The sequence below is a fragment of the Paenibacillus sp. FSL H8-0048 genome, from assembly GCF_038002825.1.
Lineage (GTDB): Bacteria > Bacillota > Bacilli > Paenibacillales > Paenibacillaceae > Paenibacillus_AQ.
In genome coordinates, this window is the sequence record NZ_JBBODF010000001.1 from 6,030,554 (window position 1) to 6,044,863 (window position 14,310).

At 54.0% G+C, this 14,310-nt stretch carries 13 protein-coding genes; 11 read left to right on the plus strand and 2 right to left on the minus strand.

Features of this window, described 5'->3' with window-relative positions; translation table 11 throughout:
* Positions 1-190 precede the first annotated feature (190 nt).
* The gene (locus NSU18_RS26170; RefSeq protein ID WP_341150419.1) at positions 191-736 is read right to left on the minus strand and encodes a hypothetical protein; all 546 of its coding nucleotides are present in this window, start codon (positions 734-736) and stop codon (positions 191-193) included.
* Between the two features lie 280 nt (positions 737-1,016).
* Here NSU18_RS26170 and NSU18_RS26175 point away from each other — a divergent pair, with 280 nt between their 5' ends.
* Genes NSU18_RS26175 through NSU18_RS26185 form a run of 3 tightly spaced genes read left to right on the plus strand, consistent with a single transcriptional unit; the run spans position 1,017 to position 3,497 of the window.
* On the plus strand, positions 1,017-1,988 hold the full coding sequence (locus tag NSU18_RS26175; protein WP_341017036.1) for an ABC transporter substrate-binding protein: 972 nt from the start codon (positions 1,017-1,019) through the stop codon (positions 1,986-1,988).
* Positions 1,969-2,751 carry an ABC transporter ATP-binding protein gene (locus NSU18_RS26180; RefSeq protein ID WP_341150420.1) on the plus strand — a complete coding sequence of 261 codons (783 nt, stop codon included), beginning with the start codon at positions 1,969-1,971 and terminating at the stop codon, positions 2,749-2,751. The genes NSU18_RS26175 and NSU18_RS26180 overlap by 20 nt, the downstream gene beginning before the upstream one ends.
* The gene (locus tag NSU18_RS26185) at positions 2,745-3,497 is read left to right on the plus strand and encodes an ABC transporter permease (protein WP_341017039.1); all 753 of its coding nucleotides are present in this window, start codon (positions 2,745-2,747) and stop codon (positions 3,495-3,497) included. The genes NSU18_RS26180 and NSU18_RS26185 overlap by 7 nt, the downstream gene beginning before the upstream one ends.
* A 143-nt stretch (positions 3,498-3,640) precedes the next feature.
* Here NSU18_RS26185 and NSU18_RS26190 read toward each other — a convergent pair whose 3' ends face one another.
* Positions 3,641-4,468 (minus strand): TerC family protein, encoded by an 828-nt coding sequence (locus tag NSU18_RS26190; protein WP_341017040.1) that lies wholly within the window; start codon positions 4,466-4,468, stop codon positions 3,641-3,643.
* A 688-nt stretch (positions 4,469-5,156) separates the two neighbouring features.
* On the opposite strand from NSU18_RS26190, the gene nifB reads away from it, so the two are divergent.
* The 8 genes from nifB to NSU18_RS26230 all read left to right on the plus strand — a co-directional run bounded on the left by nifB (position 5,157) and on the right by NSU18_RS26230 (position 14,276).
* Entirely contained in the window at positions 5,157-6,524 is a 1,368-nt protein-coding gene (nifB, locus tag NSU18_RS26195; RefSeq protein ID WP_341017041.1) for a nitrogenase cofactor biosynthesis protein NifB, read from the plus strand.
* Between the two features lie 6 nt (positions 6,525-6,530).
* Positions 6,531-7,397, plus strand: coding sequence for a nitrogenase iron protein (nifH, locus tag NSU18_RS26200; RefSeq protein WP_036695744.1), 867 nt, complete (start codon positions 6,531-6,533; stop codon positions 7,395-7,397).
* 33 nt (positions 7,398-7,430) lie between these two features.
* Positions 7,431-8,888 carry a nitrogenase molybdenum-iron protein alpha chain gene (gene nifD / locus NSU18_RS26205; protein ID WP_341017042.1) on the plus strand — a complete coding sequence of 486 codons (1,458 nt, stop codon included), beginning with the start codon at positions 7,431-7,433 and terminating at the stop codon, positions 8,886-8,888.
* Positions 8,885-10,444 (plus strand): nitrogenase molybdenum-iron protein subunit beta, encoded by a 1,560-nt coding sequence (nifK, locus tag NSU18_RS26210; RefSeq protein WP_341017044.1) that lies wholly within the window; start codon positions 8,885-8,887, stop codon positions 10,442-10,444. Before nifD ends, nifK begins: the two co-directional genes overlap by 4 nt.
* Before the next feature lie 214 nt (positions 10,445-10,658).
* Positions 10,659-12,023: a nitrogenase iron-molybdenum cofactor biosynthesis protein NifE gene (gene nifE / locus NSU18_RS26215; RefSeq protein ID WP_341017045.1), complete on the plus strand. Its 1,365-nt coding sequence runs from the start codon at positions 10,659-10,661 to the stop codon at positions 12,021-12,023.
* Positions 12,013-13,341 (plus strand): nitrogenase iron-molybdenum cofactor biosynthesis protein NifN, encoded by a 1,329-nt coding sequence (gene nifN / locus NSU18_RS26220; RefSeq protein ID WP_341150421.1) that lies wholly within the window; start codon positions 12,013-12,015, stop codon positions 13,339-13,341. Before nifE ends, nifN begins: the two co-directional genes overlap by 11 nt.
* A complete protein-coding gene (nifX, locus tag NSU18_RS26225) occupies positions 13,316-13,726 on the plus strand; it encodes a nitrogen fixation protein NifX (RefSeq protein WP_341017048.1) in 411 nt (136 codons plus the stop codon). Before nifN ends, nifX begins: the two co-directional genes overlap by 26 nt.
* Complete coding sequence (locus tag NSU18_RS26230; RefSeq protein ID WP_341150422.1) at positions 13,710-14,276, plus strand: DUF269 domain-containing protein; 567 nt, start codon at positions 13,710-13,712, stop codon at positions 14,274-14,276. Before nifX ends, NSU18_RS26230 begins: the two co-directional genes overlap by 17 nt.
* Positions 14,277-14,310 lie beyond the last annotated feature (34 nt).

Here is a 14,310-nt window from a genome sequence, read left to right on the forward strand (position 1 = left end):
CGCTTTCATTATAACATATATAATTCATAAAGCAATGAAATGTCCGCCTGATAAAGACAAATAAATAAGGAATAATGTTGTGATAACTGGGTTTGTATTTATCTAAGAGAACAATGTCCTTGTGGGATGGACTACCCGAGGGAAACAAAAAAAGCGGCAGCCGGGATGGCGGTCGCTTCGGGGCAGGATGTTATGCAGATGCAGCTAACCGTTTCAATTCAGCTTCCTGATCTATAGAACGCCGGGCCAGGATATCCAGCGTTGCGTCATGTCCTCGCAGGCTCCGGTCGATCCGCTCCAGAGAATCCCGGCCGGCAACGACTTCGGTGTTGACTTCGGCCACCGCTTGTTGAATCAGCGGAATTAGCTTCGTATCTTCCTTGATGCTTTCAATGTCAGTCTTGACGGTAACGATGTCAGCCTTGACGGTAACGATGTCAGCCTTGACGGTAACGATGTCAGCCTTGACGGTAACAATGTCAGCCTTGACGGTAACAATATCATCCTTGATGGTAACGATGTCGGTTTTGATATTTTCGATTTCATCCTTGATGATCACCAGCTCGGCAGTAATTTCAGACTTGAATGCAGTGAATTCTGACTGAAGATTTTGAACATCGGCTTTCAATCCGGAAAGTTCGTATTTGATTCCTGAAATTTCAGACTTCATTCCTGTAATTTCTGACTTTACGCCTTGCAGCTCGGCAAGAATCTGCTGGAGAATTACATCGCTCATAGGGCACAGCTCCTTAGATAGGTTGGAGTAGGACTGCTGCTTGAAGGGGGATACCTGCGGAATAGGTACAGGTCATTATAGCATATTTGCGTCATTATTGGGTGCTGCTGTAAAAAGAATTCCATGAAGCTATTGGACATTAGAGAACTGATATTTAAATTTATAAATATACAAAATAGGACAATGGGTGTACTATGTATGTGAATAAATTCGCATGAAGCGTAACCGATAAGAGATGGGGGAATTAAGATTCATGAAGACAAGAAACTGGAAACACCTTATGAAGCTAGTCGTACTGACTGCGGCTGTCAGCGTGACAGCTGCCGGATGCGGTAGCGCAAATCAGGCAGGAAATGCCAAGAATGCAAATACAGGAGCTGCTGCAGCTGCACCTGCTGAGGCTGTTACGATATCGCTGGGACTGCTGCCATCCATCGATGCGATTCCTTTTATTATTGCCCATGAGCAGGGATTTGATCAGAAGCATCATGTGAACCTGGATATCCAGACCTTCAAGAGCGCGAAGGATCGTGATGTGGCTTTTCAGGCGGGTAAGGTAGATGGCCTCAGTGCGGATCTGGTGGCGATCTCAATCTATAATGAAGCAGGACTCGATGTCAAAATCACCAGCACCACCACAGGTGAATTCGACCTGCTGACCGGAAATGATGCAGTGAAAGAGGTAAAGGATCTGAAGGGGAAGACCGTCATCCTGTCCAAAAACACTTCAACCCAGTATACCGTCGCCATGATGCTGAAGCAGGCAGGCCTGGCAGAAGCCGATATTACCGTAACGGAAGTGCCGCAGATTCCAACGCGTCTGGAGCTGCTTAAGAATAATAAGGCGGATGCGGCTGTTTTGCCGGAGCCCTTTGTAACCATGGGCCGTACTGCCGGCCTGCGCGTTCTCAGTTCCACCCATAGTGCGGGGATCAATCCGTTTGTGCTGGCTTTTCCGCAGAGTGCCATTGATGCCAAGGGGCAGGGAATCCGCGATATGTACGCCGCTTATGATGAGGCAGTTGATTATATGAAGACGCATGACCAATCGGAATATATCGACCTGATTATTAAGGAAGTAGGCTATCCTGAAACGCTGAAGAATGAAATTAAGGTGCCGGAGTATCTGCCTGCGAACCAGGTGGATGTGAAGGAAGTGGAGGCTGCTTTTGCCTGGGCCCGTGAAAAAGGACTGCTGACCAAAACGCTATCGGCTGAAGATGTGATCTCCGATGTCCAGTTTAAAAAATAGCGGTCTCCGCATTCATCAGCTGCATGTAGCTTATCAGAACGGGCAGCTGGCTCTGGGTGAGATGAGCCTGACCCTGCCGGAGCACGGGATTTATACGGTGATCGGCCCCTCGGGCAGCGGCAAATCTACGCTGCTGCGGGCGATTGCCGGCCTGCTGCCCGGTTATGAGGGGGAGCTGCTGTTCAATGGCAGATCTGTTCATGATAAGGAGACGCTGATCGGGCTCGTGCCGCAGAATTATGGCCTGCTGCCCTGGAAGACGGTCCGGGACAACATCCGGATTGCGATGCGTATCGCCCGTCCGGACGGAGCAGGGCGGGGCAGGCGGGAGCAGGACCGGCAAATTATGCAATGGCTTGAAGCCATGGGGATTGCCCAGCTCGCCGGCCGGTTTCCGCTCTCGCTGAGCGGCGGTCAGCAGCAGCGGGTAGCCATTGCCCGCGCCTTCGCCATTCTGCCGACCCTTCTGCTGCTGGATGAGCCGTTCTCGGCGCTGGATGCCATTACGCGGGAAGGGCTGCAGCAGATTTTTATCGACAGCTGGCAGGCGCATCCGGCGACCACACTGTTCGTCACCCACGATGTGGAGGAGGCGATTCTCCTGGGACAGAAGATTATCATCATGCTGCCCAGACAGCAGGAGCCGCCGGAGATTCTTGATAACGCCGCTGTGTTTGCCATGAAGCATGCCGAGAAGCGGGAGAGCGATGAATACTTCATGCAGTCCAAGAGAATCCGAAAGGTAATGATGGAGAAATGGTGAAACGACGGCATTTGATTCACCTGCTGCGCCTGCTGCTCGTTTTTGCCGGAATGAATGTTGTCTGGTATGTGGCTTATCTGCTCATGAATCACGCAATTCTGCCCAGCCCGGGCGCGGTCTATAACGCGATGTTTGAGCTGGGGGCCCATGATGTGGTGCTGAATGTCGGATACAGTCTGATGCGGATCACTGAAGGTGTGCTGCTGGCTCTGCTGCTCGGTCTGCTGGCCGGTCTGCTGATGGGCCGCTCCCCCTTCTGGAACCGAATACTGGACCCGGTCGTCTATCTGACCTATCCGATTCCCAAAATCGCGCTGTTGCCCGTGGTCATGCTCTTCTTCGGTCTCGGAGAAACCTCCAAGGTACTGATGATTATGCTGATTCTGCTGTTCCAGGTCATTATCTCGGTACGTGATGGTGTGAAGGCTATCCCCGAGAGTACTTATGATGTTCTGACGAGTATTGGTGCCAGCACGATGCAGAAATTCTGGAATGTGACCCTTCCCGGCGCTTTGTCTGTGATCCTCAGTACCATTCGCATATCGCTGGGTACAGCGATTTCCGTACTCTTTTTCACCGAAATCTACGGTACGGAGCATGGCATGGGCTTCTTTATCATGGATGCCTGGCTGCGGCTGGACTACCCTGAGATGTATGCCGGAATTATGCTGTTCAGTCTGGTGGGGTTCGTGCTGTTCCTGCTGGTGGATGTGCTGGATTACCGATTCATGAAGTGGCGGAGATAGCTGTTTAAGCGGGTTGCGATGCACCTAAGTTCCACATACTTAAAAAAGAAATCGCCCTTTTTGTAAGATGGAAGATCTACCGTCCATCCCAAAGGGGCGATTTCTTTTTATTTTATGGACCAGCTTTTCTTTAATAATAGAGATTATTTACCGAGCTGCTTGTCGACTTCCTTGACCGGATTCTCAGAGGCATTCTCTTCGGTCTTGACACTGCTCATGAACCAGCCTGTAGCCGCAATGATGATCAGAACTACATAGAAGGTCAGTTTCCACCAGGTGCTGTGTGCGAAGTCTTCGGACAATACACCCAGAGCAGGGTGGGCCAGCGTGATGACAGCGAGCTTAACCCCAACCCAGCCGACGATGAAGAAGGCAGCAACCTCGAGACCCGGACGGGTGTGAAGCAGCTTGACGAAGAAGGAAGCAGCGAAACGCATAATGACCAGACCAATGAAGCCGCCCGCGAAGATTACAAGGAACTGTCCGCCGTCGAGGCCGCCGATGTTGCGGATGCCACTGGCAGGAAGAGCAACGGCCAGGGCTACGGCTGCGAGGATGGAGTCTACGGCGAAGGCGATATCTGCTACTTCGACCTTAAGTACGGTGAACCAGAAGCTGGCTTTCTTTTTGTTTACAGCCTCAGGGCTTCCGCTTTCAGCGGCGTCTTCCGTGACCGGCTTAGCGAATAACACTTTTCGGAAGATGTGATTCCCCGCGATAAATAACAGATATAGCGCACCGATAGCTTGTACCTGCCAGATATCTACCAGATAGGAGATGACGAACAGTGATCCGAACCGGAACACAAATGCTCCGGCCAATCCGTAGAACAATGCCTTTTTACGTTCCTCATCAGGAAGATGTTTAACCATAATCGCTAGTACAAGTGCGTTGTCTGCGGCTAGCAGCCCTTCCAGTGCTACGAGAACGAGCAATACCCATCCGTATTCTAATAGTAGTCCCCAATCCATTGCTGTTTCCTCCTCAAGTGGTTTAGCTGCTTTGTGCTTAAACTAACGGTGATACCCTTAGTTTAACCAAAAATATATATAAAAAAGACCTTTACCAAACAGATTAGCCTTTGGAATAAAGGTAACCTGGTTGGTAAAGGTCTCGCTAACAATAATCTATTGCCGATAAAACCGGAGAATATCCTCATATTCTCGTATTGACGATTTTATCTAACAGCTACTCCCCTTTACGGGATTATATGAAATTTTAGGTGTTTCGTTTCTGGCTAAAAGTATCATATCCGAGTTAAGAGGCGTTGTCAATGCCTTTTGAGAACAAATATCATTAGGAAATGACAGGCCTGAAAACGGAAACATGATAAGTTTGAGTCATATAAGTTGACATATCATATGGCGAAACTGCAAACAAAAGGAAAAGAAGGGCGAAATAAACGTTGGAGTAATTGACGACCCCCTGTAATGAAAATATGATGAGATTAAATAAAGCGGCCAAGTAAGTTAAGTGTTAGATAAAATAACATTAACCAAATCAAAGGCTGTTTGAACCGTCGTATAGGAAAAAAGTAGATTTGCGAAGTGGTTTCAAGGAGCAAATGCTCCGTAAAACTTAAGTTAATGCTTCCGAAGCGAGTTTTGTATGTAGAATGCGCAGAGAAGCCTAGCTTACAAAACTTTTAGGAGGTGGGAAATGATGCAGCCGTCATGTCTATCAAGTGAAGCGGAGGAGGAGATTAGCCGCCACCCTTGCTACAGCGAGGAGGCTCACCGGTTTTATGCCAGGATGCACATCCCGGTTGCTCCCGCCTGTAACATCCAGTGCAATTACTGTAACCGCAAGTTCGACTGTGTGAATGAGAGCAGGCCGGGCGTGGTCAGTGAGGTGCTTACTCCAGAGCAGGCGGAACGCAAGGTGCGGGGAGTTGCCGCCCAATTGATGCAGCTCTCAGTGGTGGGTGTGGCCGGACCCGGAGATCCGCTGGCGAACCCGGAGCAGACCTTCGATACCTTCGCCCGGGTCAGGAAGCATGTGCCTGATGTCTCCCTCTGTCTCAGCACTAACGGACTCACGCTGTACCGGTATGTGGATGAGATTATGGAGCTGGGCATCCGCCATGTCACGATCACCATCAACGCCATCGACCCTGATGTCGGCCAGGCGATTTATCCCTGGGTGTTCGACGAAGGGGTCCGGTACGAAGGCAGAGAGGCAGCCGAGCTGCTGATCAGCCGTCAATTACTGGGACTGGAAATGCTGGCGAAGCTGGGGATTCTGGTCAAAGTAAATTCCATTATGATTCCGGGAGTTAACGATCATCATCTGACTGCAGTGTCAGCACGGGTAAAAGAGCTCGGGGCCACACTGCACAATGTAACACCTCTTATTATCGCACCGGGCAGCCAGTATGAAGCGGATGGCCGCAAGGCGCCCCGTCCGAAGGAACTGCTTAACCTGCAGGAGCAGCTGGGCCGCGACGGGATGAAGGTTATGCGCCACTGCCGGCAATGCCGGGCCGATGCGATCGGGCTGCTGGGCCAGGATCGCAATCAGGATTTCCCGCTGGAAGCGATGGAGGCCGAGCCGGTCATTAATGAAGAAGCCCGGGCGATGTTCCAGAGTGAGCTGGACACCAAGATCCGCGAGCGTGTCTTAGCCAAACAGGCCAGACGCATTCAGGCCGGAGGGCCGAAGACACGGGTTGCGGTTGCCACCAGAGGCGGCGACAAGGTGAATCAGCATTTCGGTCATGCCACCGAGTTCCTGGTCTACGACACCGACGGAACGGATGTACAGCTCCTGGGTGTCCGCAAGATTCAAGCCTATTGCCATGGCAAGGCCGATTGTAACGGTGACAAAGCAGCTACGCTGCAAGAAATTATATCGATTCTAAGTGACTGCCGCATTCTTCTCTGCTCCGGCATCGGCGAGGCCCCAAGGGCCAGCCTGAACAAAATCGGTGTCCTGCCTCTTGTCCGCAAAGGCGGCATTCAGGAAGCCATTCTCGAAAGCGTGAAGTACAGCTCTTATTTTGAAAATATAAACATTTCGAAGGGATGATGAACAATGAGACAAATAGCGTTCTACGGTAAAGGCGGTATCGGTAAATCGACAACTTCACAAAACACCCTGGCTCAGCTGGCCACCAAATTCGAACAAAGAGTCATGATCGTAGGCTGTGACCCGAAGGCGGATTCCACCCGTCTGATCCTGAATACCAAAGCCCAGAACTCTGTGCTGGAGCTGGCGGCTGAGCTTGGCTCCGTAGAGGACCTTGAGCTTGAGGATGTACTGCAGACAGGCTTCGGCGACATTATCAACGTAGAGTGCGGCGGACCGGAACCGGGGGTAGGCTGCGCAGGACGCGGGATTATTACTGCGATCAACTTCCTGGAGCAGGAGGGGGCGTATCAGGATCTGGATTTCGTCTCCTATGACGTACTGGGTGACGTGGTATGCGGCGGATTCGCCATGCCGATCCGTGAGGGCAAGGCCCAGGAGATCTATATCGTCTGCTCCGGGGAGATGATGGCGATGTATGCAGCCAATAATATCGCCCGCGGTATCCTGAAATATGCGACCAGCGGCGGTGTAAGACTCGGCGGCCTGATCTGTAACAGCCGGAATACTGACCGTGAGGATGAGCTGATTATGGAGCTGGCCCGCCGCCTGAACACACAAATGATTCACTTTGTTCCCCGCGACAACATCGTTCAGCATGCCGAGCTGCGCAGAATGACCGTAGCCCAATATAATCCTGAGCACCAGCAGGCGAAAGAATATGAAATCCTGGCCGAGAAAATCCTCAATAACAAAATGCTGACCATCCCTACCCCGATCTCGATGGAAGAGCTGGAAGAGCTGCTGATGGAATTCGGCATCATTGAAGATGAAGAAGCTGCGATCAAGAAGCTGCAGGCTTCCGGGCAATAAGCTCTGAGGCGCAGAGAAAAGGAGGGTCAAATCATGGGACTGAATATTGAAGAGAATCAGAAGCTGGTTGAGGAGATTCTGGAAGCCTATCCCAAAAAGGCGCGGAAGGACCGCGAGAAGCATTTTCAGGTGGCGGATGAAAAGGCCATTGATTGCAGCACCTGTGCGGTGAAGTCCAATATCAAATCCCGTCCGGGTGTGATGACCCCGCGCGGCTGCGCCTATGCCGGCTCCAAAGGGGTGGTCTGGGGTCCGATCAAGGATATGGTCCATATCAGTCACGGGCCGGTGGGCTGCGGACAGTATAGCTGGGGCTCACGCCGTAACTTTGCGAACGGGACGCTTGGCATCGATAACTTTACAGCGATGCAGATTACCAGTGATTTTCAGGAGACGGATATCGTGTTCGGCGGGGATAAGAAGCTGGCTGTCATTATGCGTGAGATTACCGAGATGTTCCCGCTGGCTAAGGGGATCTCTGTCCAGTCGGAATGTCCGGTCGGTCTGATCGGCGATGATATCGAAGCGGTGTCGAAGAAGATGTCCAAGGAACTGGAAATGCCGATTGTTCCGGTACGCTGCGAAGGCTTCCGCGGGGTCAGCCAATCGCTGGGCCATCATATTGCGAACGATGCGATCCGTGACTTCGTGATGGGCCGTGCCGAGCTGGCGGAGACCGGTCCCTACGATGTGAATATCATCGGCGACTATAACATTGGCGGCGACGCCTGGGCCTCCCGTATCCTGCTGGAGGAGATGGGCCTGCGCGTTATTGCCCAGTGGTCCGGTGACGGCTCTCTGAACGAGCTGGAGGTAGCCCACAAGGCGAAGCTGAACCTGATCCACTGCCACCGCTCCATGAACTATATGGTGGACCATATGGAGAAGGCCTACGGCATCCCCTGGCTGGAATACAATTTCTTCGGGCCTACGAAGACGTATGAGAGCCTGCGGGCGATTGCAGCGCTTTTCGATGCTACGATTCAGGAGAACTGTGAGCAGATGATCGCCAGATACAAGCCGGTTATGGATGCAGTAATCCGCAAATACAGACCGCGCCTGGAAAATAAAACCGTCATGCTGATGATCGGGGGCCTGCGTTCCCGCCATACCATCGGAGCTTATGAAGATCTGGGGATGGATATCGTAGCCTCCGGTTATGAATTCGCCCACAAGGATGACTATGAGAAGATGCTCCCGATGCTTGCCGAGGGAACCATTGTCATGGATGATCCCACAGCTTACGAGCTGGAAGAAATTACGAAGAAGATGAACATTGATCTGGTAGGCTCAGGCGTGAAGGAGAAATATGTCTATCACAAGATGGGTGTGCCGTTCCGTCAGATGCATTCCTGGGATTATAGCGGCCCGTATCACGGCTTCGACGGTTTTAAGGTGTTTGCGAAGGATATGGATATGACTGTGAACAGCCCGGTATGGGATCTGGTGAGCAGAAAAGGAACAATGGAGCCGAAGGAGGCGGGCGTATGAGCAGGGATGAACTGAACATTAAAGATAATACCAGCTTGTTCAAGGAAGAGCGTTATGTGCAGCAGCGGGAGAACAAGAAGCAGTTCGAAGCGCCCTGCAGCGAGCAGGAGACCGCCGAAGCACTCGCGTACTCCAAGTCTGCCGAATATATGGAGAAGAATTTCAGCCGCCAGAATGTGGTGATCAATCCCCATAAAGCGTGCCAGCCGCTGGGTTCGGTGATGGCCGCACTCGGATTCGAGAAGACGCTGCCGTTCGTACACGGATCGCAGGGCTGCAACGCCTACTTCCGCAGCCATCTCAGCCGCCACTTCAAGGAGCCTACGCCGTCCGTGTCCACGTCCATGACAGAGGATGCAGCCGTATTCGGCGGGATGAACAACCTGATTGACGGTCTGGAGAACAGTGTCGCCTTGTACAAACCGGAGATGGTTGCGATCTGTACCACCTGTATGGCTGAGGTCATCGGGGATGACCTGAACTCTTTTATCGGCAATGCCCGCATTAAAGGGGTGATCAGTGAGGAATATCCGGTGGCCTACTGCAACACGCCGAGCTTCGTCGGCTCACATATCACTGGCTACGATGCCATGATCAAGGGTATCCTGAGCTACCTCTACACCCGTTCGGGTATAGAGAGCAAGCCGGGAAGCGGCGAGGAGAGCGGAGAGAAGCTGAATGTGATGCTGGGCTTTGAGCCGTACACCGGCAACTTTGCAGAGCTGCGCAAGATTCTGGGAGCCTTCGATACCAAGTACACCATACTTGGAGACCACAGTGGGAACTACGATTCACCGGCAACCGGAGAGTATGAATACTACTACGGCGGCACGAAGCTGGCGGATGTTCCGCAGGCAGCCAATGCGCTTGCAACCCTGTCCCTGCAAAAGTATACGCTGAAGAAGACCCAGGAATATATCAGCGGTACCTGGAACCAGCAGCTGGCCGCATTATCCACACCGCTGGGCATTAAGGGCACAGATACTCTGCTGGCTACGATCAGTGAGCTGACCGGCCTGCCGGTTCCAGCAACGCTTACGGAAGAACGCGGCCGTGTCGTGGATGCGCTGATGGACAGTCATCCTTACCTGCATGGCAAGCGGGTAGCGCTGGTAGGTGACCCGGATCTGCTTATTGGTCTGATCGGGTTCTGCCTGGAGACCGGGATGGAGCCGGTGCATATTATCTGCTCGAATGGTGATGTGGACTTCAATGAAGTGAAGTTCAAGGACGAGGCCGAAGCGTTGCTGGCAGCAAGTCCGTATGGCACCGAAGCTACTGTGCATGTCGGCAAAGACCTGTGGCATATGCGCTCGCTGCTGCTGAATGACAAGGTGGATCTGGCGATTGGCAGCTCCCATCTGAAATTTGCCGCCAAGGATGCGGAGGTGCCGCTGGTGCGGGTCGGCTTCCCGATCTTCGACCGCCATCACATGCACCGTTATCCGATTATAGGGTATCAGGGAACACTCAATCTGCTCAGCCTGATCGTGAACACGATTCTGCAGCAGCTTGATGATCATAACTCCGGCTTTAATTTTGAGCTGGTGCGCTAGGGCTGTTTGTCTTTAGCCATTATATGAGGATGGGATTGCTAACCTGGCCTTCTCCTCCCCCCGGAATATGCAGCAGCGGTTGTTGCGGCTGCAGTTCATCCGGAAGGGGCGGCGAAGGGCCGGGATTCTTGCCATCATGGGCACCTGCCTCATCAGGGAGTGCGCAAGATTCGTGTGGAACACAAGCCTCTTAAGCGAAGGAGATGAAGAGCCAATGGACCCTTTACGGCAAGATGAATTTGATTCCCAGGCTTGCGGGAGCATGGCGCCTAAGGCGAAGCCCTGTCCAAGGCCTAAGCCGGGTGAAGCTGCTGGAGGCTGCTCCTTCGACGGAGCCCAGATCACGCTGCTGCCGATTATGGATGCTGCACATCTGGTTCATGGACCGATTGCCTGCGCCGGAAACAGCTGGGAGAGCAGAGGCACGTTATCCAGCGGCCCCTCCCTGTCCCAATACGGCTTCGCTACGGATCTTACGGATTCTGATATTATTTTTGGCGGCGAGAAGAAATTGAAGGACAGCATTGATTATATTGCCGGGCGCTTTGCGCCTCCGGCAATATTTGTATATTCAACCTGCGTGACCGCGCTGATCGGCGAAGATATGGATGCGGTCTGCAAGGAGGCGGCGGACCGGATCGGGATTCCTGTGATCCCGGTGAACAGCCCGGGCTTCGTCGGGAGCAAGAATCTCGGGAACCGGCTGGCGGGGGATGCGCTGCTGCAGTATGTCATCGGGACGGGAGAGCCGGAGCCGGAGACGGATCTCGGGGTGAATCTGATCGGGGAGTACAATATCGCCGGTGAGATGTGGGATATTGAGAAGCTGATGAACAGCGCCGGGATCGCCGTAACCTCACGGATTACGGGGGATGCCCGTTATAAGGAGATTACGTGGGCGCACCGGGCGAGAGTGAATATGGTGGTCTGCAGCCGGGCGCTGCTCGGCCTTGCCAGGGAGATGGAGTCGAGATACGGCATCCCGTATTTCGAAGGCTCGTTCTATGGTGCGAAGGAGACGACCTACTCGCTGCGCCAGATGGCCTATCTGATGAATGACCGGGAGATGGAGCGGCGTGTGGACCGGCTCACCGAGCGGGAGGAAGCCAGGTTAAGCCAGGAGCTGCGGCCTTACCGCAAGCTGCTGAGGGGGAAGCGGGCCGTACTTTATACGGGCGGGGTCAAAAGCTGGTCCGTCATCTCGGCGCTGAAGGAGCTGGGCGTTCAGGTCGTCGGGGTAGGCACGAACAAAAGCACGGAGGATGATGTGCGGCGGATTGCTGACCGTGTGGGCGATGATACGGAATACATTCCCGAGGGAGGGGCCAGCCGGATTATCAAGACGGTAAGAGAGCGCAAGGCGGATATTATGATTGCCGGGGGCCGCAATATGTATGTGGCGATGAAAGAGCAGATCCCCTTCATTGATATTAATCAGGAGCGCCACAAGGCGTATGCCGGATATGAAGGGCTGCTGCGGCTGGCCAAAGAGCTGACCTATTCACTTGCGAACCCGATCTGGAAGCTGGCGGCAAGCCCTGCTCCCTGGGATAAGGAGGCGCCGCCCTATGACCGTTAACCGGAGAAAAAAGCCCGCATCGGTCAACCCGATGAAGATCGGGCAGTCGCTGGGTGCCGTGCTGGCCTTGCAGGGCTGCTACCGGGCCATGCCGCTGATTCACGGCTCCCAGGGCTGCTCTGCTTTTCCGAAGGCGCTTCTGACCCGTCATTTCCGGGAACCGATTGCTGTGCAGACCTCGGCGCTGCAGGAGATGGATGTCATCTTCGATGCCAACCGCAATCTGGAGGAGGCGCTGAATCTGGTGCTGAGCAAGCACCGCCCGGATATTATCGGCATCATTGGAACGGAATTGACGGATGTAGCCGGAGTGGATTATCAGAACATGCTTAAGACGTATAAAAGAGAGCGGAATATGCGCGGAGGTCTCGCCTTCTCTGTGGTTCTGCCTGATTTTCGCGGATCGCTGGAATCGGGCTTCAGCTCTACGGTGGAGTCTATGATTGACGAGATGATCCAGCAGGTAGGACACCGGGGGCAACGAAGCATGAATACCCGGCAGATTACGCTGCTGCCGGGCTCGTTCTTAACCCCGGCGGATGTGATGGAGCTGAAGGAAATCATCTCCTCCTTCGGCTTCGAGGTGATTGCGCTGCCGGATATCTCGACCTCCTTGTCCGGCCATCTGCTTACCGGCTTCTCGCCGCTGACGCGCGGCGGGGTTCCGCTGGACTCTATGCTCCAGAGCCTGCAGTCCGGGCTGACAATTGCGGTGGGCGGCAGCATGGAGCGACCGGCCAGACGGCTGCATAATGCCATAGGTACCCCGTATAAGGTATTCGAGGGGGCGATGGGGCTTAAAGCAACCGATGAACTGCTGCATTTCCTGCATCAGATCAGCGGGGAGCCGGTACCGCTGCGGTATTGCTGGCAGCGGGAGAATCTGCTCGACAGCATGCTGGACGCCCATTTTCAATTTGCCGGAATGTCGGTTGTTGCCGCACTGGAACCGGATCATCTGCATTCGGTCTCGGGATGGCTGGAGGAGCTGGGCGTCGAGCAGAAGGCGCTGATCACTTCGTTCGAGACTCCGCTCATTGCCGGAATGGAGCGCGAGGTGTGGGTAGGCGACCTGGATGATGCCGAGGTGCTGGGCAAGGGGGCGGATCTCTGGATCAGCAATTCCCACGGGATCGCCGGGGCGAAGCGGACGGGGGCTGCGTTCATGCCGGCCGGGTTCCCGGTCTGGAATGAGCTAGGCGCGTACATGTCCGTCTCGGCCGGGTACCGGGGAGCCATGGAATGGAGTAATAAAGCAGGGAATCTGTTAATGCAAAGGGAGGCAGGCAGCCGTGAAAGTAGCGTTCGCCACAGATGATGGAAGCCGTGTGAATGCGCATTTCGGACAGAGTCCGATGTTCGCTGTATATAATGTAACGAAAGCCGGGGCCGAGCTGGTGGAGCTGCGCAGACTGTCTGCCGTACCGCACCAGGATGAAGCGGGCAAAATCGAAAGCCGCCTGGATTCCGTAGGCGACTGCACTCTGATCTTCATCATGCAGATCGGCGCATCGGCCGCTGCGCGGGTAACACGCCGGAAGATTATGCCGGTGAAGGTTCCGCTGGGCAGCCCTATCGAGGAGCAGCTGAAGCGGCTGGTTGAGATGCTTCAGGGCAAGCCGCCGATGTGGCTGGCCAAGGTGCTGCGGGCAGAGGAAGCGGAAGAGAATGAAGGAGGAGAAGCGGATGGAACCCATGGCTAATGAGAGTGCTGCGCTGCAGGGTATGGTGATTCCGGGAGCTGCGGCGGCGAGGCAGCGCAGTCCCAGAGCACGCAAGGAGCTGAATCCGGAGACCGCAGATGCCCTGATCCGGCGTCTGTGTCATCTGCTGGACGCCGGAGACTTCTTCGGACGTAACAGCAGTCTTCCTCCGCTGGAGAAGATCGCGAAGCTGTTCCTGGCATCTGCCGGGGATAAGGATCAATCGGAATTTAATTGCGCGGTGTCGCCCAAGGTCCGCCAGCAGGTGCCGCTGCTGTTCCAGGCCATGGCAGGCGTTATGGAGGAGAGAAGCGCCCTTATGATTCAGAGTACAGCGGAGATTAACGGCGAGGGCTTCGGACGGGGGCTGCTCTATAGCGGCAGAGTCATTCTGGTGCTTAAGAGCCTGAGGGCCGGCTTCCCCTTCCCGTTCACTTCGGCAGAGAAGACGATTTCGTACGGGGTGGAGTGCATTGAAGAAGGAATGGCTTTTCTGGAGAAGTATAAGGAGATGACTTCAGAGCACGGCCTGCTTAGCCTGGAGGGCTAGGAGTATATGAATTCAGTCACAGGGGGAGTCAGGG

Bases quoted from the DNA above. Each gene is read 5' to 3' on its own strand.
- NSU18_RS26170 (WP_341150419.1), bottom strand. From the start codon at position 736: ATGAGCGATGTAATTCTCCAGCAGATTCTTGCCGAGCTGCAAGGCGTA.
- NSU18_RS26175 (WP_341017036.1), top strand. From the start codon at position 1,017: ATGAAGCTAGTCGTACTGACTGCGGCTGTCAGCGTGACAGCTGCCGGA.
- NSU18_RS26180 (WP_341150420.1), top strand. From the start codon at position 1,969: ATGTCCAGTTTAAAAAATAGCGGTCTCCGCATTCATCAGCTGCATGTA.
- NSU18_RS26185 (WP_341017039.1), top strand. From the start codon at position 2,745: ATGGTGAAACGACGGCATTTGATTCACCTGCTGCGCCTGCTGCTCGTT.
- NSU18_RS26190 (WP_341017040.1), bottom strand. From the start codon at position 4,468: ATGGATTGGGGACTACTATTAGAATACGGATGGGTATTGCTCGTTCTC.
- nifB (WP_341017041.1), top strand. From the start codon at position 5,157: ATGATGCAGCCGTCATGTCTATCAAGTGAAGCGGAGGAGGAGATTAGC.
- nifH (WP_036695744.1), top strand. From the start codon at position 6,531: ATGAGACAAATAGCGTTCTACGGTAAAGGCGGTATCGGTAAATCGACA.
- nifD (WP_341017042.1), top strand. From the start codon at position 7,431: ATGGGACTGAATATTGAAGAGAATCAGAAGCTGGTTGAGGAGATTCTG.
- nifK (WP_341017044.1), top strand. From the start codon at position 8,885: ATGAGCAGGGATGAACTGAACATTAAAGATAATACCAGCTTGTTCAAG.
- nifE (WP_341017045.1), top strand. From the start codon at position 10,659: ATGGACCCTTTACGGCAAGATGAATTTGATTCCCAGGCTTGCGGGAGC.
- nifN (WP_341150421.1), top strand. From the start codon at position 12,013: ATGACCGTTAACCGGAGAAAAAAGCCCGCATCGGTCAACCCGATGAAG.
- NSU18_RS26230 (WP_341150422.1), top strand. From the start codon at position 13,710: ATGGAACCCATGGCTAATGAGAGTGCTGCGCTGCAGGGTATGGTGATT.